This is a genomic window from Arthrobacter sp. NPDC056727 (genome assembly GCF_042790555.1).
GTDB lineage: Bacteria > Actinomycetota > Actinomycetes > Actinomycetales > Micrococcaceae > Arthrobacter.
On the sequence record NZ_JBHTZA010000004.1, the window covers coordinates 1 to 23,518 of the forward strand.

The following is a 23,518-nucleotide window of genomic DNA, read 5'->3' on the forward strand; positions in this document are numbered from 1 at the left end:
TTCCTCTGTTGTAGGTTGCATGTTGATGCGTGATTGGGACTGGTGCGGGTGCCCTGAATCCAAATGCTGGTCAGGGCCCAAAGCAGTCCGGCCCCTCCACCAAGAGATGGTGGAGGGGCCGGACGTTAAGACAAGTGTTGCAGGCGCGTTACCGGCGGCGGTCGGTGTCGACGACGTCGACCCTGACCTGCTCGCCATCTGCCAGCGCCGCCACGACCGTGCGCAGTGCACGCGCGGTGCGGCCCTGGCGTCCGATTACCCGTCCCAGGTCTTCCTGGTGAACGCGCACCTCGAGGGTATCCCCGCGGCGGTTGTTCTTGGCACTGACCTTGACGTCCTCAGGGGAGTCGACAATGCCGCGGACAAGGTGTTCGAGCGCTTCTGCCAGCAATTTACTCAGCCTCGGTGGTCTCTGCTTCAGCCTCGGCGGGGGCTTCCGATGCCTTGGCCTTCTTGGTGATGGCTTCCGGGATGATCACGGAACCCTTCTCCGGAGCAACGAATGCTTCCTTGTCGGCCTTGGTCTTCAGGGTGCCTTCCTGGCCCGGCAGACCCTTGAACTTCTGCCAGTCACCGGTGATCTTGAGGATCGCAGCAACCTGCTCCGACGGCTGCGCGCCGACGGACAACCAGTACTGTGCACGCTCGGAGTTGACCTCGATGTACGAGGGCTCCTCGGTGGGGTGGTACTTGCCGATCTCTTCGATGGCACGGCCATCACGCTTGGTGCGCGAGTCGGCAACAACGATGCGGTAGTACGGTGCGCGCATCTTACCGAAGCGCTTAAGGCGAATCTTTACGGCCACTTTTGTGGTCACTCCTGTTTCTGAAACGGGGTTGAACCCGCGTTCTGCACCCGTGGGGCGGGCCGTACTTGGGGGTTCGAAAAGGACAGGATCCGGACGCGGAGAGAGGGGCCACGCAGATCGAGTACCTGTTTATTGTGCCAGATCGTCCGCGTTATTTCGACTTGACATGCGGACGGACTCTTATTGCAGGCTAGGAAGACCAGACGTAGAGGCCGGTCCTGCTGTTTTCGTCCACGGTGCCGGCGAGTTCCGCCAGTTGCTGGACGTACTTCCGGGCCTCCGAAGCACCGAACGGCATGTCGTCCTCGGCCGCCCAGCGCTCGGCCACGTCGTCCAAAACGTTGCCCTCGCCCTCGGATTCATAGGTGAGGAGCTCAGCCAGCGCCCGGACCATCGCCGCGGGCACGCCGAGCAGGGAGTCGCTGGCCACGTCCACCATGGCCAGCTCGTAGTCCGCGCCCGCGGCATGCACCGCGGCGCCGGCGAAGTCGCCGAGCTGTTCGATCTCAAAATCACTGATGCCCGCAATCCGGATGCCGTCTCCGGCAGCGGCGCCGCCTTCCAGCGCCGCTGCGCGCTTGAGGGCGTCATTGTGGGTGGCAACAAACACTTCGGTGAAGGCCATGGATTCGTCCTCATTCCGTCGGCGGCGCATGCCCCGGCAGCGCCGGGGCTCTTCGAATGCCAGCCTAACCCAACCGGGTTCGCCGGGCTTATCGAACGGCGACGCGGAGCCGGTTCCGCCAGGGATCCTCGAAGCGGAGCTCGGCGCCGGTGTGGTGGGATTCGACGCCGGCGATCCTGAGGCGGTCGGCGAGGGCGCCGACGTCGTCGCCCGAGGGAACCTCGATCAGGACCTCGCCGAGACCGAGAGTGTCGCGGCGCGGCCCGGCGCCGCGGCTGTTCCAGACGTTCATGGCCATGTGGTGGTGGTAGCCGCCGGCCGACACGAAGAGGGCCTGGCCGTGCCAGCCCGCCGTCTTTTCGAACCCCAGGGTTCCGACGTAGAAATCATGGGCGGACTGCACGTCACCCACCTGCAGGTGGACGTGCCCCACCTCCGCGTCGGCGCCGCGCTGGCCTGCCACGGATTCCTGGGTGAGGTGGTCCTGCAGGTACTTCTGCGGCGGCAGCGCCACGTTGTCCATGACGACATTCTTGCCATCCCAGGACCAGGCCTCGCGCGGGCGGTCCCAGTAGAGTTCGATCCCGTTGCCTTCCGGATCGGTGAAATAGAACGCCTCACTCACGAGGTGGTCAGCGCTTCCCACAAAGGACTGCGGCTCGTACCGGGCCGCGCTGGCAATGGTGGCGGCAAGGGAGGACTGGTCCTCGAACAGGAGTGCGGTGTGGAAGAGGCCGGCCTCGCCGCTGCCAGGGATGTTGAGGCCCGGAGCGGGAGCGAGGTGCACCAGCGGCGTCGCCAGCCGGCCGAGGTAGAGGCCGCCGTCCTGCTCGGCGACGACGTCGAGGCCGAGGGCGCGCTGGTAGTAGTCGGTCATGACCTTCATGTCGCCCACCTTGAGCATGACGGTGCCCATGGTGAGGTCGGCAGGAAGCAAGTCCTGGCTGCTGTCTGCTGCTGTCATTGAATACTCCCGAAATGTCCGGACCACCGGATTTCGGTAGCCTCTACATCTCTAAATTACTTGAAGCTTCAATTTATTCCTAACGGACAATCCTGCCGCGCAGAATCACATGGCTGAGGTTTCGGATGGTCTCCGGCACGGCGCGCGGGTCCTCGCGGCAGACCACCACGTCGGCGTCCGCGCCCTCCGCCACGCCCTCGGCTCCCAGCCAGCGGCGCGCCCGCCAGCACGCCGCGTCCAGTGCCGCCGCTGCCGGCAGCCCGGCGGCGTGAAGTTCAAGGATTTCGTCCGCAATGCGTCCGTGCCGAATCACGCTGCCGGCATCAGTTCCCGCGTAGATTTCGACGCCGGCCTCGTAGGCTTCCAGGACACGCTCGCGGCGCCGGGCCCACAGTGCGCGCATGTGCCCGGCATACTCCGGGAACTTCGGCTCCGCCTGGGCCGCAATGTCGGGGAAGGTGGCGATATTGATGAGGGTGGGCACGATGGGCACCCGCTGCTCGACGAACCGGGGAATGTGCCTGGGCAGCAGCCCCGTGGCGTGCTCAATGCAGTCGATGCCGGCGTCGAGCATGTCATCCAGGGCGTCCTCGCCAAAGCAGTGCGCCGTGACCCTGGCCCCCTCGTCGTGGGCTGCCCGGACGGCGTCCCGCACGGCCGCGGCAGGGAAGGAAGGCGCGAGGTCGCCGGCGGCCCGGTCGATCCAGTCCCCCACCAGCTTGACCCAGCCGTCCCCTTCCCTCGCCTGCTTGCGTACCGCCTCCACCAGCCCCTCCGGTTCAACTTCGACGGCGAAGTTCCGAAGGTAGCGGCGGGACCGGGCAACGTGCCGGCCGGCCCGGATGATCCGCGGCGCATCAGGCCGCTGCTGCAGCCAGCGGGTGTCGCTGACGACCCCCGCGTCCCGCACCAGCAGGGTTCCGGCGTTGCGGTCCGTCATGGCCTGGTCATACGCCACGTCATCCTCAACGGCCCCCTCCGGGCCCAGCCCGATATGGCAGTGCGCATCCACGAACCCGGGCAGCACCCAGCCCTCCAGGACGGCGTCCGGCCGCTGGGCCGGCCGGCTGAACGTCAGTTTCCCGTCCACGGCCCAGAGCCCGCGGCGTTCCTCATCCGCTGCTGTGAGCACGGGTCCGCTGAATTCGATGATGTGAGCCATGGCACCAGCTTAATTGGCCGGCTCCAGCCTAATTGGCCCCCTGCACCCCCTCCTTCACAGATGGACAGGCACAAACCGGGCTGTGGTAGCTTCGTCTAACGACCACACGGGGGCCCCTGCAGGGGCTGAGATCAGGCTGGCGCAGCCTGCGACCGTTGAACCTGTCCGGGTAATGCCGGCGAAGGAAGTGAGCAGTAAATTGAGTACCCAGAAATCACAGCTGAGCCCTGCCCAAAATGAAGCGGCCCAAAATGACGCGGCCCAAGACGACACCGTCGCCGTCACGCAGTCGCTGAAATCCCATTCTCTGGCCTATCTGGAGGGCGACGGCCTGCGGGTTCCGGTAACGGAAATCGCCTTGGAGCCCTCACCGAACGGCGAGCAGAACGAGCCGCTGCGCGTTTACCGCACGGCGGGTCCGGGCAGCGACCCGGTGGTGGGCCTGGCACCGTTCCGTGCGGAATGGATTGAGGCGCGGGCGGACACGGAAACGTACGGCGGTCGTGAGCGCAACCTGCTCGACGACGGCAAGTCAGCCGTGCGCCGCGGCGCGGCTTCCGCCGAATGGAAGGGCGCCAGGCCGGTGCCCCGCCGTGCGGCGGACGGCAAGACGGTGACGCAGATGCACTATGCGCGCCAGGGTGTCATCACGCCCGAAATGCGCTTCGTGGCCCTCCGCGAGAACTGCGACGTGGAGCTGGTCCGCAGCGAACTCGCCGCCGGACGGGCCATCATCCCCAGCAACATCAACCACCCTGAATCCGAGCCGATGATCATCGGCAAGGCGTTCCTGGTGAAGATCAACGCCAACATCGGCAACTCGGCCGTCACCAGCTCCATCGCGGAGGAGGTGGACAAGCTGCAGTGGGCCACCCAGTGGGGCGCGGACACCGTGATGGACTTGTCCACGGGCGATGACATCCACACCACGCGCGAGTGGATCATCCGCAACTCCCCCGTGCCGATCGGCACGGTGCCGATCTACCAGGCGCTGGAAAAGGTCAACGGCGAAGCGAACGCGCTGACGTGGGAGATCTTCCGTGACACCGTCATCGAACAGTGCGAGCAGGGTGTGGACTACATGACCATCCACGCCGGCGTGCTGCTGCGGTACGTGCCCCTCACGGCGAACCGCGTCACCGGCATCGTCTCCCGCGGCGGTTCGATCATGGCCGGCTGGTGCCTGGCACACCACCAGGAAAACTTCCTCTACACCCACTTTGACGAGCTCTGCGAGATCTTCGCGAAGTACGACGTCACCTTCTCGCTGGGTGACGGCCTGCGGCCGGGCGCGACGGCGGATGCCAACGACGCGGCGCAGTTCGCCGAACTGGACACCCTGGCCGAGCTGACCCAGCGGGCCTGGGAGTTCGACGTGCAGGTGATGGTGGAGGGGCCGGGCCACATTCCTTTCCACCTGGTGCGTGAGAACGTGGAGCGCCAGCAGGAACTCTGCAAGGGTGCTCCCTTCTACACACTGGGCCCGCTGGTCACGGATGTGGCACCGGGCTACGACCACATCACCTCGGCCATCGGCGCCACGGAAATCGCCCGCTACGGCACGGCCATGCTCTGCTACGTCACCCCCAAGGAACACCTGGGCCTGCCCAACAAGGACGACGTGAAGACCGGCGTCATCACGTACAAGATCGCCGCCCACGCCGCCGACCTTGCCAAGGGGCACCCCGGCGCAAACGAGCGGGACGATGCGCTGTCCAAGGCCCGGTTCGAGTTCCGCTGGCGCGACCAGTTCGCGCTGTCGCTCGACCCGGTGACGGCCGAGTCCTTCCACGACGAGACGCTCCCGGCGGAACCCGCCAAGACGGCTCACTTCTGCTCGATGTGCGGACCCAAGTTCTGCTCCATGCGGATCAGCCAGGACATCCGGAACGAGTACGGCTCAGCCGAAGCGCAGGCCGCCCTCGCGGAGATGGCCGAGGGCATGCGCGAGAAGAGCGAGGAGTTCCTCGCTGCCGGTGGGAAGGTGTACCTTCCGGAGCTGCGGCTTCCCGAGTCAACCCGCAAGTAATTCTTCTAAGAGGCTCTCGGCGTCTGGCGCCGGCTGACCTCTGCGATGAATGACCTGATGTAGCGGTCACCTTCCGGTGAGTCGTGGGGCCGGTGCCCTCCCGCAGCAATGTGGTGGAGGGCACCGGTTTCGCGCAGGTAGCCGGCGATCTCCTCGTACAGCGGCTCCCAGCCGCCGGTGAGGACCAGGGTGGGCACGCCCGGCACGATCTGCAGCGGTGCCTGCCACGGCGGTGCCTGCAGGCGCAGCCGCCTGGCAGCGCGTTTCGCCTCGGGGGTACTGGGCTCCGGGGTGTCCGCGGCGAACGCGCGGCGTAAAAACTCACGCTCGTAGTCGTCGTCGCCGAGCTGGTGCCGGACCTCGAACAGCGGCTCCATCAGCGCCCGGTGTGCGGCGGTCGCCGGCAATTCGGCGGTGAGCGACAGGCAGGCCGGCTCCACGAGCGTCAGCGAGAAGACCAGGTCCGGGCGTTCGACGGCGGCCATCATCGCGGCGATCGCGCCCTGCGAATGCGCCACCACGTGGCCCCCGGCGGCTCCCCGGCCGTCGTCGGCCAGGGAACGCAGCACGATGCGGGCATCCTCGGCAAAGTCGGACTCCAGCGGCTCTGCCTCGGCGTCAAAGCCGTGGCGCCGCAGAAACAGGGCGTCGTACTGCAGGGCCATGCCGTGCTGGCGCGGCCACGCCGCGGAGCCGAAGGTACCGGCACCGTGGACGAAGACTACCCGCTGCTTATACATGACCCAACCTTATGGCAGCGGTCTGACATCGGCGCCGGCCGACATGACCGTGCGCCCTATTTGCCGCCCAGGAACTTGTCGAAGCCCTTGGGAAGGTTCAGCTCGGACGGATCGAAATCGCCCGACTGCTGGCCGAAGGCAGCTCCGGTGGGCACTGCCTTGGTCCCGGCGGCCCGCCTGGCCTCCGCTTCGCGAAGCTCCTGCGCCGCCTTGGCGGGGTTGCCGGAGCGGGCCTTCTTCTTGGGCGCGTTCTTGCCGCCCTTGCGGGCACCGCCTGCCCCCATGCCCGGCATGCCGGGCATTCCCGGCATCCCGCCGCCCTGGGCCATCTTCTTCATCATCTTCTGGGCCTGGGCGAAGCGCTCAAGCAGCCCGTTGACCTCGGACACGTGCACGCCCGAGCCGCGGGCGATGCGGGCCCGGCGGGAACCATTGATGATCTTGGGCGCCACGCGCTCGTGCGGAGTCATCGAGCGGACAATGGCCTCCACCCGGTCGATCTCGCGCTCGTCGAACTGCTCCAGCTGCTGCCGGATGTTCTGCGCACCGGGCATCATCATGAGCATCTTCTTCATGGAGCCCATTTTGCGGATCTGCTGCATCTGGGCGAGGAAGTCGTCCAGGGTGAAGTCCTCCTGGTCGGCGAACTTCTTCGCCATCCGGGCGGCTTCTTCCTTGTCCCAGGACTTCTCGGCCTGCTCAATCAGGGAGAGGACGTCACCCATGTCCAGGATGCGCGAGGCCATCCGGTCCGGGTGGAACAGTTCGAAGTCGTCCAGGCTCTCACCGGTCGAGGCGAACATCACTGGCTTGCCAGTGACCGACGAAACGGACAGCGCGGCACCGCCGCGGGCATCGCCGTCGAGCTTTGACAGCACGATACCCGTGAAGTTCACGCCTTCATCGAATGCCGTGGCCGTGTTAACGGCATCCTGGCCGATCATCGAGTCGATGACGAAGAGGACTTCGTTGGGCACGATGGCCCGGCGGATCTGGCGCGCCTGCTCCATCATGTCGGCGTCAACACCAAGACGTCCGGCGGTGTCCACGATCACGACGTCGTGCAGCTTCTGGCGTGCTTCTTCGACGCCGGCCCGTGCCACGGCGACGGGGTCGCCGGCCGGGTGCTCGAGTTCGGAGGTGGCACCCGGGTGCGGCGCGAAGACGGGAACGCCGGCACGCTTGCCCACAACCTGCAGCTGCGTCACGGCGTTGGGGCGCTGGAGGTCGCAGGCGACGAGGATGGGGCTATGTCCCTGCGCCTTCATCCACTTGGCGAGCTTGCCGGCAAGGGTGGTCTTGCCGGCGCCCTGGAGGCCGGCGAGCATGATGACGGTGGGGCCGGTCTTGGCCATCCGGATCCGGCGGGTCTCGCCGCCGAGGATTTCAACGAGCTCCTCGTTGACGATCTTCACGATCTGCTGGCTGGGGTTCAGCGCCCCGGAAACCTCGGCGCCGAGTGCCCGCTCACGAACCCGCCCGGTGAACTCGCGGACTACCGGCACGGCAACATCCGCGTCCAGCAGGGCGCGCCGGATCTCGCGGACCGTGGCGTCGACATCTGCCTCGGTGAGGCGGCCCTTGCCGCGGAGGTTCTTGAAGGTTGCTGTCAACCGGTCAGAGAGTGAATTGAACACGCGCCGTGCACTTCTTTCAGTGGATGTACGGGACTCGACTATCTAGGGTATCAAGTCAGCCTTGCAGGTGGCATGCTGGCAGGGTGACGGGCCAAACGACTGTGAAGACTCTGCTCATCCTCGGCGCCTCCGGCGATCTCACCGGCCGGCTCCTCCTCCCGGGCCTTGCCAGGCTGGTGGCCACAGGGCGAGCCGGCGGCCTGAAGCTTGTGGGGGCGGGTTCGGATCCATGGTCACCGGAACAGTGGCAGGAACGTGTGCACACAGCCTTTGAGTCCGCCGCCCAGGCGTCGGACGACGCCGGCAAGGACGCGCTGGCGGCCATGGAAAAGTCCACGGAGTACCACCAGGCCGACGTCACCGCGGACGGCCCGCTCGCGCAGCTCCTGGCCAACCTTGAGGGGCCCGTTGCCGTCTACTTCGCCCTGCCGCCGCAGGTGAGCCAGAAGGCCTGCGAAATCCTGCGCCCGGACCAGGTCCCCGCCGGCACCCGCCTCGTCATGGAGAAACCCTTCGGCTCCGGCGAGGAATCGGCGCGTGAACTCAACCGGACTCTGCTGACGCTGGTCCCGGAGGACCACATCCACCGGGTGGACCACTTCCTGGGCAAGGCCACCGTCCTGAACATCCTGGGCCTGCGGTTCGCGAACAACTTCCTGGAACCGGTCTGGAACCGCCACCACATCGCCAAGGTGGAGATCATCTTCGAGGAGGACCTGGCCCTGGAGGGGCGCGCCCGCTACTACGATTCCGCTGGCGCACTGCGCGACATGATCCAGAGCCACCTGCTGCAGATCATGGCACTGCTGGCCATCGAGCCGCCGGCAACCATCGGCGAGCGCGACCTACGCGATGCCATTGCCGCCGTGCTGCGGGCCAGCAGCATCAAGCCGCCCTACACGGACAGTACGCGGCGGGCGCGCTACCTGGCGGGAAGCCTCGGCGGGAAGGACGTCCCCGATTACGCCGCGGAGGAGGGTGTGGACCCGGACAGGAAAACCGAAACCCTGGCCGAGGTGCGGGTGGACATCGACAACTGGCGCTGGAAGGGCGTGCCGTTCATCCTGCGCTCCGGCAAGGCCCTGGGGACCAAGCGCAAGGAGGCGGTGGTCACCTTCCGGCCGGTCCCGCACCTGCCCGCCGGCTTCACGGGCAGGGACACTCCGAACACGCTCCGGATCGGGTTCGGCCCGGACACCCTGGAACTCGACGTCGATGTCAACGGGCCGGGGGACATCTTCAGCCTGGACCGGGCCGCGCTTGTGGCCGAGCTCAACGCCTCCGAACTGCTGCCCTACGGCGAAGTCCTGGAAGGCGTCCTGGCCGGGGATCCCCTGCTGTCCGTCCGGGGCGACACCGCCGAGGAATGCTGGCGGATCGTCGAGCCGGTGCTGGCGGCCTGGGCGGCAGACAGGGTTCCGCTGGAGGAATACCGGGCGGGCTCGGCCGGACCGGCTTAAAACGCAAGGGAGGGCCGGTCACCGTTGCAAGGTGACCGGCCCTCCCGTGGCGTTGGGCTGGTGGGCGGTGCTAGATGGCGGCTACGCCGCGTTCACCCGTCCGCACCCGCACTGCTTCGAAGACATCGACCGTCCAGACCTTGCCGTCACCGGCGCGGCCCGTGTTGGAGCTGGCGATGATGACATCCAGGATGTCGTCAGCCTGTTCGTCCGTAGCGAGTACCTCGACGCGGATCTTGGGCAGCAGGTCCACGTTGTACTCGGCGCCGCGGTAGACCTCGGTGTAGCCGCGCTGCCGGCCGTAACCGCTGGCCGCGCTGACCGTCAGGCCCTGGACCCCGTAGGCCTCCAGGCCTTCGCGGATCGATTCGAGCTTCTCCGGACGAACGATTGCTGTGATCAGTTTCATGCCCCCACGCTTTCCTTACCTGTTGCTTCTTCTGCCTTCTTGCCATCCGCGCCTGCCGGAACCGTGTCCGTGCCGCTGGTCTGGCCGCCGGCGGCCGGGACCTTGCCGGTGATCAGTTCGTGCAGGGGGTGGAAGCTGCCGCCGTGGCCGGCGACGCCGAACTCGTAGGCGGTCTCTGCATGCAGGCTCAGGTCCACGCCCACCACTTCCTGCTCCTGGGAAACCCGGAAGCCCATCGTCTTGTGGATGGTCAGGGCGATGATCGTGGTCAGGATCGCGGAGTAGGCGATGGAGATGCCGGCTGCCGCCAGCTGCGCCCAAAGCTGCGTGAAACCGCCGCCGTAGAACAGGCCGCCGCCGACGCCGTCGGTGGGGAGGGCGATGAAGCCCAGGGCCACGGTGCCGATGATGCCGGAGACGAGGTGGACGCCGACGACGTCGAGGGAGTCATCGAAGCCCCAGCGGAACTTGAGGCCGACGGCGAGGGCGGAAGCCACACCGGCAACCACGCCGAGTCCGAGGGCGCCGACCGGGCTGACGTTTGCACAGGCCGGGGTGATGGCGACGAGGCCGGCGACCACACCGGAGGCAGCACCCAGCGAGGTGGGGTGGCCGTCACGGATGCGCTCGGTGACCAGCCAGCCGAGCATGGCGGCGGCCGGAGCAGCCAGGGTGTTGATCCAGATCAGGCCGCCCTGCTCCGCCGTGGTGGCGGCGCCGCCGTTGAAGCCGAACCAGCCGAACCACAGGATGGCCGCGCCGAGCATGACGAACGGGATGTTGTGCGGGCGGTGGTTCGGGTCCTTGCCGAAGCCCTTGCGGTTGCCGATGATGAGGACCAGGATCAGCGCGGCCACACCGGCGTTGATGTGCACCACGGTGCCGCCGGCGAAGTCGATCGCGGGGCCGAGGGCCTTGCCGATGGCGCCCTCGGGGCCGAAGAGGCCGCCGCCCCAGACCATGTAGGCCAGCGGGCAGTAGACCAGCGTGACCCAGACGGGCACGAAGACGCTCCAGGCACCGAACTTGGCGCGGTCTGCGATGGCGCCGCTGATGAGGGCAACGGTGATGATGGCGAACGTGGCCGCGTAGCCGACCTTGATGAGGCCGTCAGGGGTGGTGATGCCCTCGAGGCCGAAGGTAGCGAACGGGTTCCCGACAATCTGCAGGAATCCTTCGCCGGAGCTCATCGATGCGCCCCAGAGTACCCACACCACGCCGACCATGCCGATGGAGATGAAGCTCATCATCATCATGTTCAGTGCAGCCTTGGCGCGCGTCATGCCGCCGTAGAAAAATGCCAGACCTGGTGTCATGAACAGCACGAGTGCCGCCGCCACCATGAGCCATACGTGACCTGCGGTAAGTTCCATGGTGCACGTCCTCTCTTGATCGAATGCTGCGGAGTAATCCGCCTGCCCAACGCCTTTTGCGTCCTGGATCAAGTTTTGCCGCGGTGTGTTTCGCTGGCTGAGGATTTAGATTGCCGGTCTGTTACAACAACCTCCCTGACGTAAATGGTGCATATCCTGCTTGTTACGGTTATGTTTCAGCCGCCCCAAACGCCCGTCCCGCCCGTTTCGCAAGGATTCCCCGCAACATGTCGCCACTCCCCCGTAACCCCGCGGGCAAACTCCGTTTCCCGGCGGTCCGCCGCCCCGATGGCGCACCGCTTCCCCGTGACATTAAGGTGATGCTCGTCGCAGCCTTCCTGATAGCGCTGGGCTTCGGCCTGGTGGCTCCGGTGCTGCCGCAATTCGCCACCACGTTCGACGTCGGCGCGACGGCGGCCGCCGTCATCGTCAGCATCTTTGCGTTCATGCGGCTGCTGTTCGCCCCCGCCGGCGGAGCGCTCATCGGCAGGCTCGGCGAGCGGCCCGTCTACGTCGCGGGCCTGCTCATTGTGGCGGCGTCCACGGCGGCCTGCGCCTTTGCCCAGAACTACTGGCAGCTGCTGGTGTTCCGCGGGCTGGGCGGCGCGGGTTCGGTCATGTTCACTGTGGCATCGATGGCGCTGGTGGTCAGGCTGGCGCCGCCGGAGAGCCGCGGCCGGGTTTCGGGCGCATACGCGTCGGCGTTCCTGATCGGCAATGTCTGCGGGCCGGTCGTCGGCGGCCTGCTGGCCGGCTTCGGCCTGCGCATTCCCTTCCTGGCCTACGCCGGGGCGCTGGTCCTGGCGGCCCTCGTGGTGCAGACGCAGCTCAGCCATGTTCCCGGTTCAGCCCGCGGCCAGGCGGGCGGCGCGCCGGCCATGAAACTCGGCGAGGCCCTCGGTGACAGCGCCTACCGGGCAGCCATGCTCTCCAGCTTCGCCAATGGCTGGGCGACGTTCGGCGTGCGGATGGCCACGGTGCCGCTGTTCGCCGTCACAGCCCTGGGCTCCGGGCCGGGCGCAGCCGGCTGGGCACTGGCAGTCTTTGCCGCGGGAAACGCCCTCGCCCTGACTGTCTCGGGCAGGCTGGCGGACAGCCTGGGCAGGAAGCCGATGATGGTGGCCGGGCTCGTGGTCACCGGTGCGGCCACGGCGGGAATCGGGCTCACGCAGGGGCTGGGGTGGTTCCTGGCGGCGTCGATGCTGGCGGGCGTGGGCGCGGGCATGCTCAACCCGGCGCAGCAGGCGGCGGTGGCCGATGTGATCGGCCGCGAACGCTCCGGCGGGCCTGTGCTGGCGGCTTTCCAGATGACATCCGACATCGGCGCCATCCTCGGACCGGTGCTCGTTGGCCTGCTGGCGGACCGGTTTGGTTACGGCTGGGCGTTCGGCGCGACGGGCGCCGTGCTGCTCGTCGCCGCCCTGGGCTGGCTGGCCGCTCGGGAGCCGGTGCAGAAGCAGCCAGCCTAGCCTGCCCTCAGTTCAGCAGGGCGTCGACAAAACCCTCGGTCTCGAACGGTGCGAGGTCGTCCGCGCCCTCACCGAGGCCGATGAGCTTCACGGGCACGCCGAGGCTCTTCTGGATGGCGACGACGATGCCCCCCTTGGCGGTGCCGTCCAGCTTGGTCAGAACGATGCCGGTGATGTTGACGACTTCGGCGAAGACCCGCGCCTGGTTCAGGCCGTTCTGGCCGGTGGTGGCGTCGAGGACCAGGAGGACCTCATCCACCTCTGCCAGCTTTTCCACGACGCGCTTGACCTTGCCGAGCTCATCCATCAGGCCGGTCTTGTTCTGCAGGCGGCCGGCGGTGTCGATCATCACGACGTCGACCTCCTGCTCGATGCCGGCCTTGACCGCCTCATAGGCCACGGACGCCGGGTCGGCGCCGTCGATGTCGGACTTAACCGTGGGAACCCCCACGCGCTGTCCCCAGGTGGCCAGCTGCTCGGAGGCGGCGGCACGGAAGGTGTCCGCGGCACCGAGCAGCACGTCCTTGTCCTCCGCGACCAGGACACGGGCCAGCTTGCCCACGGTGGTGGTCTTGCCCACGCCGTTGACGCCGACCACCATCATCACGGCGGGCCGGTCCGCGTGCCGGTCGATCCGCAGGCTCCGGTCCATGGAGGGGTCCACGATCTTGATGAGCTCTTCCCGGAGCAGGGCCTTGACGTGTTCGGGGTCGCGGGTGCCAAGGACCTTCACACGTTCGCGGAGCGCGTCCACCAGCTGCATGGTGGGTTCCGTGCCAAGATCGGCCAGGAGGAGCGTTTCCTCCACCTCATCCCAGACGTTCTCATCGATCTTGTCGCTGGAGAGCAGTGCCAGCAGTCCCTTGCCGAGGACATTGTTGGACTTGACCAGGCGTTCCCGGAGGCGGGTGAGCCGTCCGGCCACGGGCAGCGGGGTCTCTACCGGGATGGTCTCCAGGCCGGCGGCGTCATCAGGGACCCCGGCTTCCAGGCCTTCAAGGTCGACGGCGTCCGGAGCCTGGCGGTCGGCAGGCGCCGCCGGTGCGGCCGGGCGGTCCTCGAGGAGGGTCCCTCCGCCTGCGCGGGGCTCAACGGGATCGTTGGCGTCCCGGGTGCCGGGGTACTGCGTGCCGGATTTCCGGGCCTTCATGAGGACGGGGATCAGTCCGCCGATGACCACCAGGGCAGCAAGAATGGGCAGAAGAACGGGGAGGATGTCATTCACACCCCTAGCTTCTCACAAGCAGCAGGAGCTGCTTAGACGTCCGCTCCCAGCCGCTGACTGATGACCGTGGACACGCCGTCGCCGCGCATTGTCACGCCATAAAGCGCGTCGGCCACCTCCATGGTCCGCTTCTGGTGCGTGATCACGATCAGCTGGCTGGATTCCCGGAGCTCTTCAAAGATCGTAATGAGCCTGCCCAGGTTGGTGTCGTCAAGGGCCGCTTCAACCTCGTCCATGACGTAGAACGGCGACGGCCGGGCCTTGAAGATCGCCACCAGCAGGGCCACCGCGGTCAGGGACCGCTCGCCGCCGGACAGCAGTGACAGCCGTTTGATCTTCTTGCCTGCGGGCCGGGCCTCCACCTCGATGCCGGTGGTGAGCATGTCCGTGGGGTCGGTCAGGACCAGTCTGCCCTCGCCGCCGGGGAACAGCCGGCCGAAGACCCGCACAAACTGGGCCGAGGTGTCGGCAAAGGCCTCCGAGAAGACCTTCTGAACGCGGTCATCGACTTCCTTGATGATGTCCAGCAAATCCTTGCGGCTGGCCTTCAGGTCCTCCAGCTGCGTGCTGAGGAACTGGTGGCGTTCCTCCAGCGCGGCGAACTCCTCCAGCGCCAGGGGGTTGACCTTGCCCAGGGATGAGAGGTCCCGTTCAGCCTTGCGGAGCCGCTTCTCCTGCTCCTCCCGGACGAACGGCACGCCCTCCACCACAGGCTGGCCCCCGGCGTCGACCGGCGCCCGGAGCGCGGCCCACTTGTCCGTGGAGGCGGCAGCGGGCAGGGGCACCGGCTGGTCCGGCCCGTAGTCTGCCACGAGCTGGTCCGCGGTCAGCCCCAGGTCGTCCACCGACTTCGTTTCCAGCGCCTCGATCCTGAGCCGCTGCTGGGCGCGCGCCAGCTCGTCGCGGTGCACTGAGTCGGTCAGCTCCGCCAGTTCGCGGGCCAGGGCATCGTTGGCCGTGCGGATGCCGGCAAGTTCCCGGTCGCGCTGCTCCCGGACCTGCTCGGCGTGGTCCCGCTCGCGGCCGGCCAGCTCCACGGACACGTCACTGAACCGGATCAGCTGTTCGGCAGCGGCGCCGACTGCCGCCGCCCGCTTGGCCTGGATCCTCCGGCGGCGGGCCCGTTCGGCTGCCTGCTCCCGGGCCCGGCGTTCGGAGGCGGCCGCCCGTTCCAGCGACGCGGCCCTGTTGCGGATGGCCGTCAGCTGCTCCTCGCGGCTGCGCAGCGAGAGCCGCGCTTCCATTTCGGCGGACCGCGCCTGCGAGGCGGCCAGGGCGAGTGCGTCCCGCTGCCCGCTGGACGGTTCCTCCTCCTCAGGGGCGTCCTGTGCCGCGGCGAGGCGGGCGGTCACCGCCGCCAGCGCCTCCTGCTCGGCGACGATGTTGGCCTCTGCGCGGGCCAGCGAGGCGGCCAGCCTTTCGCTTTCGCCGACGGCGCTGCGCAGGACGGAGTTGAGATGGCCCAGCCGTTCGGCCACCGCTGCCAGCCGCGCATCCGATTCGTGCAGGCGCTCCAGGGCGGCGTCCGCCCGTTCCTGCGCGTCGGCGCGGCGGGCCCCGGCGGCGGCCAGGGCGAAGCGGCACTGTTCCAGCGCGGCGGTGACCGCCGCCAGGCGGGACGCGGCGTCGTCGACGGCGGCCTGCACCTCGAGCAGTGAGGGCGCCTTCGCGGACCCGCCGGTGACGGTCCAGGCGGAGAACACGTCGCCGGCAAGCGTCACGGCGGTGAGGCCGGGATGCCCGGCGACGAGGTCCGCGGCAGCGTCGTGGTCCTCGACGACGGCGGTGGCGGCAAGCAGTGTTCGCACGGCTGCCGCCGTGGCTCCGGAGGCCGCCACCAGGTCCGCCGCCGGGCGGGCGCCGGGCGGCAGGGCTGCACCCGCGGCGGCGGAAGGGGCAGCGGCGGAAGGGACAGCGGCGGGAGGGCCGTCGGCTTCCGCGGCCTCGAGCAGCAGCGTGGCCCGGCCGGCGTCGTCGTCCCGAAGGAGGCGCACCAGTTCCGCGGCCGTCCCGGCGTCCCGCACCACGATGGCGTCCGAGGCGCTGCCCAGGGCGGCGGCAACGGCCGCCTCGTAGCCCGGTTCAACAGTCAGGGCCGTGGCGAGGGGGCCAACTGTCCCGGCCACGCCGGCGCCGAGGACATGCTCGGAGCCGTCCTTGCGGTTGAGGCCCAGCTGAAGGGCCTCGTGCCGTGCCTTCAGCGCGTCCCGTTCGCGGACGGCATCGCGTTCCGTGCTTTTCAGGGCATCGATTTCCGCGAGGATGCCGTCGAGAGACGCGCTGGCGTCCTCGTATTCGGCGTCGAGGGTTTCCTCGCCGTCCTCGACGCCTGCCACCTGCGATTCGAGCGCCGTGAACTCGGACTGGGCATGCCGGCGCCGCTCGTCGCCGGCGGCCAGGGATTCACGCAGCCTTCCCACTTCCGCCTGGGCCGATTCCACCTTGGACCGCGCCGCACCCACCTGGCCGGCCAGCCGTGCCAGGCCCTCACGCCGGTCGGCGGCTGCGCGCAGCGCGGCAGTGAGCCGCTTCTCCTCGGCAGCGGCGGCGTCCTCGGCAGCTGATTTGGCGGCAGTTGCGGCTTCCAGCGTGGCGCGACCGTCGAGGATGTCCTGTTCCAGGTCCGCCTGCTCGCCGCGCACCCGTGCGGCCTGGCGCTCCAGCTGCTCGGGATCCCGGCCGGGCTCCGGCGCGGGATCCGCAGAGCCAAGCAGGCGGCAGCGTTCCTGGGCCAGGGAGGCCAGGGAACGCAGGCGCTCCCGTCCGGCGGACAGCTGGTACCAGGTGTCCCGGGCTGCGTTCAGCCGCGGAGTGGCCTCCGCCGCGAGATGCTCCAGGGCAGCCTGCCGCCGGCGTCCCTCCTCAAGCTGGGTTTCGACGACGGTGCGCCGCGCCTTGAGCGCGGACTCGTCGGCGATGTCCTGGGCCAGGGTGTTTTGGAGCTGGACCAGGTCATCGGCCAGCAGCCTGGCGCGGGCATCCCGGACCTCGAACTGGACGGTCTGTGCGCGCCGGGCCACCTCTGCCTGTTTGCCCAGCGGTGTGAGCTGCCGCCGGATTTCCGCGGTCAGGTCGCTGAGCCGCTGGAGGTTGGCCTGCATCGCCTCCAGTTTGCGGACGGTCTTCTCCTTGCGCCGCCGGTGCTTGAGGATGCCGGCGGCTTCCTCAATGAAGCCCCGGCGGTCCTCGGCAGTGGCGTGCAGGACCCGGTCCAGCTGTCCCTGCCCCACGATGACGTGCATTTCGCGGCCGAGCCCGGAGTCGGAAAGAAGTTCCTGGATGTCCAGGAGCCGGCACGCCGAGCCGTTGATGGCGTACTCGGAACCGCCGGTACGGAACAGCGTCCGCGAAATGGTGACTTCGCTGTACTCGATCGGCAGGGCGCCGTCGGCGTTGTCTATGGTGAGCGAGACGTGTGCGCGGCCCAGCGGCGGGCGGCCGGAGGTGCCGGCAAAGATGACGTCTTCCATCTTGCCGCCGCGGAGGGTCTTGGCGCCCTGCTCCCCCATGACCCAGGCCAGGGCGTCCACCACATTGGACTTGCCCGAGCCGTTGGGCCCGACGACCGCTGTCACGCCGGGCTCAAAGTCGAACGTCGTAGCCGACGCAAACGACTTGAAGCCCCGTACGGTCAGACTTTTGAGGTGCAAGGTTTTTCAGATCTCCATAGGTGGCGGCAGCGGCTGCTTGTCCACCAAATCTAGCGGCAAGGAGGCCGGGAACCCCGGATTTGCGGCCTTGGCGGCCCTCCGGAACTCCGTGGCAATGGTCACCAGCGGCCGTTGCGCGGCCGCGGCTGGCAGACAGGGCAGGTGTAGGAGGAACGGTTCATGAACTGCTCGCGCTTCATGATGCTGCGGATCCCCGCGGCCGCACAGCGCGGGCATTCCTCACCCTCCCGGCCGTAGGCGTTGAGGGACCGTTCAAAGTAACCGGAGGCCCCGTTGACGTTGACGTACAGGGAATCGAAGCTGGTGCCCCCGGCGGCCAGGGCATCGGTCATCACATCGCGGGCAGCCGCGAGGACGCGCTCGGCGTCGGCCCGCCGGAGGGTGTCGGTGGGCCGCGCATAGTGCAGCTTTGCCCGCCACAAGGCCTCGTCCGCGTAGATGTTGCCGATCCCGGAGACAAGCCCCTGGTCCAGCAGCGCGCGCTTCAACCCGGTCTTCCGCTTCCGGAGGCGGCGGTAGAAAGTGTCGAAGGAAAAATGCGGATCCAGGGGATCGCGCGCGATGTGCGAGGCTTCCTCGGCGATGACCGGCACCGGGTCCTCAGCGCTCCCGCCGGGCCCGCCGTCGTCTGTGGGGACGAGCGTGGTGACGAACAGGCCACCGAAGATCCGCTGGTCCACGAAGCGCAGCTGCTCCGGCATGTTTCCCGCCGGGCTCAGCCGCAGCCGGACCTTCAGGTGTTTTTCGTCGGGGACAGAGCCGTCCTGCATCAGGAGCTGCCCGCTCATGCCAAGGTGGGCCATGAGAGCGACGCCGGGAAGCCCTGTACCGCTGTCGGTGGTGGTGCGTGGCGCACCGTCCTCCTGCAGCGGCATCCAGAGGAACTTGCCGCGGCGGACGACGTCGAGGACTTTGGCCCCCTCAAGGTTCCCGGTGAAATCCTCGGGGCCCAGGGCATGCCTGCGCACGGATCTCGGGTCCACCACGTCGACGCCGGTGATGGTCCGGCCGCGGACCCAGTTGACCAGGCCGCGGCGGACCACCTCGACTTCGGGAAGTTCAGGCACGGGCGCTTAGCTGCCCGCGGCGGAATCCGATGGGGCCGAAAGCTTCCGCCAGGCATCCGCGGCGGCTTCCTGCTCGGCTTCCTTCTTGGAGTGGCCGGAGCCCTTTCCGCAGGCAGTTCCGCCGATCTGAAGTTCGGCGACGAACGTGCGCGCGTGGTCCGGACCGGAGCCCTCGACGGCGTAATAGATGCTGCCCAGCTGCCGGCTGGCCGCCAGCTCCTGGATGCTGGTTTTCCAGTCCGTGCCGGCACCAAGGGCAGCCGCGTCCTGCAGGAGCGGCCCGATGAGGCGCATCACCAGCTGGCGGGCGGTCTCGATGTCGTTGGACACATAGGTGGCACCGATGAGGGCTTCCATGGTGTCCGCCAGAATCGAGGCCTTGTTCTTGCCTTCGGTGAGCTTCTCGCCCTGGCCGAGGTAGATGTACTCCCCGATGCCCAGGCTGCGGCCGATGCCCGCGAGGGCCCGCGTGCTCACCACGGCCGACCGGCGTTTGGCCAGGTCGCCCTCGGGAAGCGTGGGGTTGTCGCGGTACAGCGCATCGGTCACGGAGAAGCCCAGGATGGAGTCGCCCAGGAATTCAAGGCGCTCGTTGGTGGGTATGCCGCCGTTTTCGTAGGCGTACGAACGGTGTGTCAGAGCAAGACGAAGCGTCCCGGCGTCAATGAAGACACCGAGACGCTTCAGAAGCTCTTCAGTTGAAGACATCCTGATCAGCTTGGAGGCCGATTAGACGTCCGCGACCTTGCGGCCCTTGTACTCAAGGAACAGCGCAGTGCCAGCCGAGTCGGTGACAACCTTTGCCTGGTGCGGCAGGCTGTAGGTGACCTGGCCGTTCTCGACGGTCTTCACCAGGTGGGGCGCGGTTGCCTTCCACTGGGAACGGCGGGCGCGGGTATTCGAGCGAGACATTTTCCGCTTGGGAACAGCCACGGCTAACTCATTTCTCTCTAGAAAAACACTTACAAATCAATTTTGCCGGTCAGGCTTAGCCAGATCAGCCAGGGCAGCCCAGCGAGGATCTACGACCTCGTGGTGGTGCCCCGGATCGTCTTCCAGGCGCGCCCCGCATTCGGAGCACAGACCCTGGCAGTCTTCCCGGCACACCGGCTGGAACGGCAGCGCGGTCACGACTGCGTCCCGCAACACCGGCTCAAGATCGATCAGATCGTGCTCGACTCGACGTTGCTCTTCATCGTCTTCCTCGTCAGAAGGCAGGGCGCCTTCGTAGAAGAAAAGTTCTTGCACATTGACCTCAAGGTCATACGCAAGGGGATCCAGGCATCGGCCGCACTCACCTTTTACTTCGGCGAGGGCGGTTCCTGATACCAGAATTCCTTCGTGTACGGCCTCAAGCCTCAGGTCGAGCTCGATATCCGAGCCTTCCTGAACGCCAATGAGCGCCACGCCAAGATCACCCGGCGCGGGTACATGTTCCGTCAGTGAACGCATGCTCCCCGGGCTGCGCCCGAGGTCCTTGACGTCAAACATCAAGGGCGAACTTGCATCTCGCTTAATGAGAACTCCTGTTGAACATATGACCGACGTACCATCTTAGCCTGAACTCCCTGACGGACTCAAACCGGATGCCACGCCGGGGCACGCGGCCGGCGTGCGCCGGAAACGTACCGGACAAGCGTACCCCCTGAAAGGCTGGCCGGCCGAAGGCGCGCCCGCAAGCCGGCGTTTCAGCCGCCCGCCAGGAGCCGCTTCAGCACAGACCTCGGAACGTACTCGGAGACACTGCCGCCCAGGGTGGCAACTTCCTTGATCAGCGTGGAGGAGAGGTGAAGGTAGTGCGCCTCCGCCGGGAGGAACACGGTCTCCACTCCGCTCAGCTGGCGGTTCATGGTGGCCATGGGTAGTTCGTAGTCAAAGTCCGACGACGACCGCAGCCCCTTCACGATGGCGGACACGCCGCGCTGCCGGCAGTACTCCGCCAGCAGTCCCTCTCCCACCGGCTCCACCACGATGCCGCGGAGCGAGGCCAGAGTCTCCCTGGCCATCTCAATCCGTTCCTCCAGCGGAAACCGGTACTTCTTGGCATAGTTGGTGGACACGGCGACGATCACTTCGTCAAACAGGCTCGCGGCTCGGGCGATGACCTCGAGGTGTCCATTGTGGATGGGGTCGAAGGAGCCTGGGCATACGGCGCGTCTCATGCTCCGAACCTACCGTATCCGCGGGCCGGGATACCATGACTGGGGCACCGGCCGCGAACGCGCCCGCGGCTGAAAAGAGTGCCGAACAGACAGGCAGGAAACCAATGACACAAGCACTTCCGGCGCCCTGGCAGCGTGCGGCCACCGGGGCGAACCTGCTGGTGGGTGACGGCGCGCTGGGCGTGACGATCTTCGAGGAGATGACCACGCTGGCCATGCAGACCGGCGCCATCAATCTGGGCCAGGGATTCCCCGACGAGGACGGCCCCGCGGAAATCAAGGCGGCCGCCCAGGCGGCGATCGCGGAAGGTTCCAACCAGTACGCGCCCGGCAAGGGGATCCCCCAGCTCCGCAAGGCCGTGTCCGCACACCAGAACCGGTTCTACGGACTGGAACCGGACCCGGACTCAGAGGTCATCATCACCACCGGCGCCACCGAGGCCATCGCCGCGTCCCTGCTCGCCCTGGTGGGCCCCGGCGATGAGGTCCTGACGTTCGAGCCGTTCTACGACTCCTACGGCGCCATCATCGGGCTTTCCGGCGCCACGCATGTCACCGCCCCGCTGCCCGCCCCCGATTTCCTGCCCGACTCCGCGGCCCTGGAAGCGGCGTTCACCGGCCGCACCAAGGTGGTGCTGCTGAACAACCCGCACAACCCGACCGGCGCGGTGTTCCCGCGCGGGGTGCTTCAGCGCGTCGTCGACCTCGCCCGGAAGCATGACGCGATCATCATCACCGACGAGGTCTACGAACACCTCACATTCGGTGTCCGCCATATTCCGGTGGCCACACTGCCGGGCGCAGCCGACAGGACCATCACCATCTCCTCGGCAGGGAAGACCTTCTCCTTCACCGGCTGGAAGATCGGCTGGCTGAGCGGCCCGGAGCACCTCGTTGCGGCGGTACGGACGGTGAAGCAGTTCCTCACCTACAGTTCCGGCACCCCGTTCCAAAGCGCAATCGCAACCGCGCTGGCGCTGCCCGACGGGTTCTATGAGGACATCGCCGCAACGCTGCGGAAAAAGCGCGACATCCTCAGCGAGGGGCTGCGCGCGGCCGGCCTGAAGGTGTTCACGCCCGACGGCACCTACTTCGTCAACGTGGACACCTCGCCGCTGGGCATCCGCGACTCGGTGGACCTGGCCCGGCGCCTGCCCGGGCTGGTGGGCGTGGCTGCGATTCCAGTGCCGGTGTTCTGCCACCCCGAGGGCGCGGAGCGGACCCGCAGCCTGCTGCGGTTCGCATTCTGCAAGCGCGTTGAGGTCCTCGAGGAAGCGGCCGCCCGGCTGGCGACCCTCCAGGACAGGCTCTGATCATGGCCGGATCCCGGGCATCGCGCTTCCTGCGCGCCACCGGCCAGCACGCAGTCATAGAACCGGACACGTACACGGACGGCGGGTTCGTGCTGAGCATCGGCGGGGCCGAGCAGTCACACGTGGACCTGGCCGATCCTGAGGACATCTTCTACGAGTACCTGCGCCGCATCGGCCACGTCGTGGATCTCGCCGCCCCGTGGGGTGAACCCATCCGCGCGCTGCACCTGGGCGCCGGCGCCCTGACCCTTGCCCGGTACATCCAGGCCACCCGCCCCGGCTCCGTGCAGTATGCCGTGGAACTGGAGCGGGAACTGCTGGACTTCGTACTGGAGCGGCTGCCGCTTCCGGACGGTACAGACCTGCACATCATCATCGGTGACGCCCGCGCCTCCCTGGCGGAGCTGCCCGCGGACCTGCGTTTCGACGTCGTTATCCTTGACATCTTCTCCGGGCCGGAGGCGCCCGGGCATATCGCCTGCACGGAGTTCTACCAGGAGGCCGCGGCACTGCTCTCCGAACGGGGCGTGCTGATCGTGAATGTCGGCGACGAGCCTGGCCTGACGCTCGTCCGGAGCCAGGTGGCGGCGCTGCGGAGGGCAATGACGGACGTCGCGGCCTGCGCCGAAACCGGCATGTTCACCGGAAAGTATCCGGGCAACATCATCCTTGCCGGCACCCAGAAGCCATGGCCGCCAGAGTGGACCGCCGCTTTGACAGCACGCGGGCCCCATCCGGCGAAGGTCCTGGCCGGCGTGGAGCTGGACGGGTTGTCAGACTGGAACTAGTCCCCGGCTTCCAGCGCGAGGTCCACATCCTGGCCGCTGGACGGTTCGGCGTACCAGAGCCGTGTCTCGCCGTATTTCTTCTCGGCGAAGCGCTCCAGGCCGTCCGGCCACCCGGGTTCGGTGGCGCGCGAGGACCGTTCGACCACCACCACCGCGCCGTCGTTGAGGTGCGGCGCAAGCTTTTCCAGGACGGACGCCAGCGCCGGCTCACCGAGGGGGTAAGGCGGGTCGAGGAAGGCGACGTCCCATGTGATGTCCCCGGCCGTCCGTTCGAGGAATGACTCGACTTTGGAACGGTGCACGGTGACGGCCTTGCGGCGCAGGACCCCGTTGATGAGGTCGGCATTCCGCTGGCAAACGGCGCTGGCCTTCGCGTCAAACTCCACGAGGTCCACGGTTGCCGCTCCCCTGCTTGCGCTTTCGACGCCGAGGGCACCGGATCCCGCGTACAGGTCCAGGACGCGGGCGCCGCCGAGCACGTTGAACGCGTCCAGCCGGGAAAACAGGGCCTCCTTGACGCGGTCCGTGGTGGGACGCGTCAAGGAACCCGGAACGTTGGCCAGCGGGGTTCCGCCCGCGGCGCCGGCAACGATCCTGCTCATGCCCCATTCCCCG

General features: G+C 67.6%; 22 protein-coding genes and 1 riboswitch. Of the genes, 5 read left to right on the plus strand and 17 right to left on the minus strand.

From position 1 onward, the window contains the following. Nucleotides 1–148 precede the first annotated feature (148 nt). From ACFRAH_RS04955 to ACFRAH_RS04975, 5 genes are all read right to left on the minus strand, one after another. Nucleotides 149–391, minus strand: a complete 243-nt coding sequence (locus tag ACFRAH_RS04955) for an RNA-binding protein (RefSeq protein ID WP_076802241.1) — start codon at nt 389–391, stop codon at nt 149–151. A gap of 1 nt (nt 392) precedes the next feature. Continuing rightward, nucleotides 393–806 (minus strand): 30S ribosomal protein S16, encoded by a 414-nt coding sequence (rpsP, locus tag ACFRAH_RS04960; protein WP_102972220.1) that lies wholly within the window; start codon nt 804–806, stop codon nt 393–395. A 193-nt stretch (nt 807–999) separates the two neighbouring features. Continuing rightward, nucleotides 1,000–1,434 (minus strand): hypothetical protein, encoded by a 435-nt coding sequence (locus ACFRAH_RS04965; protein ID WP_377989812.1) that lies wholly within the window; start codon nt 1,432–1,434, stop codon nt 1,000–1,002. Nucleotides 1,435–1,522: 88 nt separating this feature from the next. Beyond that, entirely contained in the window at nt 1,523–2,398 is an 876-nt protein-coding gene (locus tag ACFRAH_RS04970) for a VOC family protein (RefSeq protein WP_377989813.1), read from the minus strand. Between the two features lie 79 nt (nt 2,399–2,477). Then, nucleotides 2,478–3,560: an amidohydrolase family protein gene (locus tag ACFRAH_RS04975; protein WP_377989814.1), complete on the minus strand. Its 1,083-nt coding sequence runs from the start codon at nt 3,558–3,560 to the stop codon at nt 2,478–2,480. 96 nt (nt 3,561–3,656) lie between these two features. After that, a riboswitch (TPP riboswitch) is annotated at nt 3,657–3,764 on the plus strand. On the opposite strand from ACFRAH_RS04975, the gene thiC reads away from it, so the two are divergent. Continuing rightward, on the plus strand, nt 3,760–5,589 hold the full coding sequence (thiC, locus tag ACFRAH_RS04980) for a phosphomethylpyrimidine synthase ThiC (RefSeq protein WP_377989815.1): 1,830 nt from the start codon (nt 3,760–3,762) through the stop codon (nt 5,587–5,589). It overlaps the preceding riboswitch by 5 nt. A 5-nt stretch (nt 5,590–5,594) precedes the next feature. On the opposite strand, the gene ACFRAH_RS04985 is transcribed toward thiC, so the two are convergent. Both ACFRAH_RS04985 and ffh read right to left on the minus strand, forming a co-directional pair. Beyond that, the gene (locus tag ACFRAH_RS04985) at nt 5,595–6,329 is read right to left on the minus strand and encodes an alpha/beta fold hydrolase (RefSeq protein ID WP_377989816.1); all 735 of its coding nucleotides are present in this window, start codon (nt 6,327–6,329) and stop codon (nt 5,595–5,597) included. Nucleotides 6,330–6,385: 56 nt separating this feature from the next. Beyond that, entirely contained in the window at nt 6,386–7,966 is a 1,581-nt protein-coding gene (gene ffh, locus ACFRAH_RS04990; RefSeq protein ID WP_377989817.1) for a signal recognition particle protein, read from the minus strand. Nucleotides 7,967–8,049: 83 nt separating this feature from the next. Between ffh and ACFRAH_RS04995 the strand changes: the two genes are divergently transcribed. Beyond that, the gene (locus ACFRAH_RS04995) at nt 8,050–9,426 is read left to right on the plus strand and encodes a glucose-6-phosphate dehydrogenase (RefSeq protein ID WP_377989818.1); all 1,377 of its coding nucleotides are present in this window, start codon (nt 8,050–8,052) and stop codon (nt 9,424–9,426) included. Nucleotides 9,427–9,496: 70 nt separating this feature from the next. On the opposite strand, the gene ACFRAH_RS05000 is transcribed toward ACFRAH_RS04995, so the two are convergent. Further along, on the minus strand, nt 9,497–9,835 hold the full coding sequence (locus ACFRAH_RS05000) for a P-II family nitrogen regulator (RefSeq protein WP_003806050.1): 339 nt from the start codon (nt 9,833–9,835) through the stop codon (nt 9,497–9,499). Further along, nucleotides 9,832–11,208 (minus strand): ammonium transporter, encoded by a 1,377-nt coding sequence (locus tag ACFRAH_RS05005; RefSeq protein ID WP_377989819.1) that lies wholly within the window; start codon nt 11,206–11,208, stop codon nt 9,832–9,834. Before ACFRAH_RS05005 ends, ACFRAH_RS05000 begins: the two co-directional genes overlap by 4 nt. A 227-nt stretch (nt 11,209–11,435) precedes the next feature. Here ACFRAH_RS05005 and ACFRAH_RS05010 point away from each other — a divergent pair, with 227 nt between their 5' ends. Beyond that, nucleotides 11,436–12,677, plus strand: a complete 1,242-nt coding sequence (locus tag ACFRAH_RS05010) for an MFS transporter (protein WP_377989820.1) — start codon at nt 11,436–11,438, stop codon at nt 12,675–12,677. A 7-nt stretch (nt 12,678–12,684) separates the two neighbouring features. On the opposite strand, the gene ftsY is transcribed toward ACFRAH_RS05010, so the two are convergent. The 7 genes from ftsY to coaD all read right to left on the minus strand — a co-directional run bounded on the left by ftsY (nt 12,685) and on the right by coaD (nt 20,802). Beyond that, on the minus strand, nt 12,685–13,902 hold the full coding sequence (gene ftsY, locus ACFRAH_RS05015; RefSeq protein ID WP_377989821.1) for a signal recognition particle-docking protein FtsY: 1,218 nt from the start codon (nt 13,900–13,902) through the stop codon (nt 12,685–12,687). A gap of 32 nt (nt 13,903–13,934) precedes the next feature. Continuing rightward, a complete protein-coding gene (smc, locus tag ACFRAH_RS05020; protein WP_377989822.1) occupies nt 13,935–17,552 on the minus strand; it encodes a chromosome segregation protein SMC in 3,618 nt (1,205 codons plus the stop codon). Between the two features lie 119 nt (nt 17,553–17,671). Next, nucleotides 17,672–18,640, minus strand: coding sequence for a bifunctional DNA-formamidopyrimidine glycosylase/DNA-(apurinic or apyrimidinic site) lyase (gene mutM, locus ACFRAH_RS05025; protein ID WP_377989823.1), 969 nt, complete (start codon nt 18,638–18,640; stop codon nt 17,672–17,674). Between the two features lie 6 nt (nt 18,641–18,646). Beyond that, complete coding sequence (gene rnc / locus ACFRAH_RS05030; protein ID WP_377989824.1) at nt 18,647–19,348, minus strand: ribonuclease III; 702 nt, start codon at nt 19,346–19,348, stop codon at nt 18,647–18,649. 21 nt (nt 19,349–19,369) lie between these two features. Next, entirely contained in the window at nt 19,370–19,573 is a 204-nt protein-coding gene (rpmF, locus tag ACFRAH_RS05035; protein WP_009356569.1) for a 50S ribosomal protein L32, read from the minus strand. Between the two features lie 36 nt (nt 19,574–19,609). Further along, complete coding sequence (locus ACFRAH_RS05040; RefSeq protein WP_377989825.1) at nt 19,610–20,134, minus strand: YceD family protein; 525 nt, start codon at nt 20,132–20,134, stop codon at nt 19,610–19,612. Nucleotides 20,135–20,328: 194 nt separating this feature from the next. Then, on the minus strand, nt 20,329–20,802 hold the full coding sequence (gene coaD, locus ACFRAH_RS05045; RefSeq protein ID WP_377989826.1) for a pantetheine-phosphate adenylyltransferase: 474 nt from the start codon (nt 20,800–20,802) through the stop codon (nt 20,329–20,331). A gap of 104 nt (nt 20,803–20,906) precedes the next feature. Here coaD and ACFRAH_RS05050 point away from each other — a divergent pair, with 104 nt between their 5' ends. Together ACFRAH_RS05050 and ACFRAH_RS05055 are read left to right on the plus strand one after the other, a co-directional pair. Further along, nucleotides 20,907–22,115, plus strand: a complete 1,209-nt coding sequence (locus ACFRAH_RS05050; RefSeq protein ID WP_377989827.1) for an aminotransferase class I/II-fold pyridoxal phosphate-dependent enzyme — start codon at nt 20,907–20,909, stop codon at nt 22,113–22,115. A 2-nt stretch (nt 22,116–22,117) separates the two neighbouring features. Beyond that, nucleotides 22,118–22,903 (plus strand): spermidine synthase, encoded by a 786-nt coding sequence (locus tag ACFRAH_RS05055; RefSeq protein ID WP_377989828.1) that lies wholly within the window; start codon nt 22,118–22,120, stop codon nt 22,901–22,903. On the opposite strand, the gene rsmD is transcribed toward ACFRAH_RS05055, so the two are convergent. Beyond that, nucleotides 22,900–23,505, minus strand: a complete 606-nt coding sequence (gene rsmD, locus ACFRAH_RS05060) for a 16S rRNA (guanine(966)-N(2))-methyltransferase RsmD (protein ID WP_377989829.1) — start codon at nt 23,503–23,505, stop codon at nt 22,900–22,902. The genes ACFRAH_RS05055 and rsmD overlap by 4 nt on opposite strands. Nucleotides 23,506–23,518 lie beyond the last annotated feature (13 nt).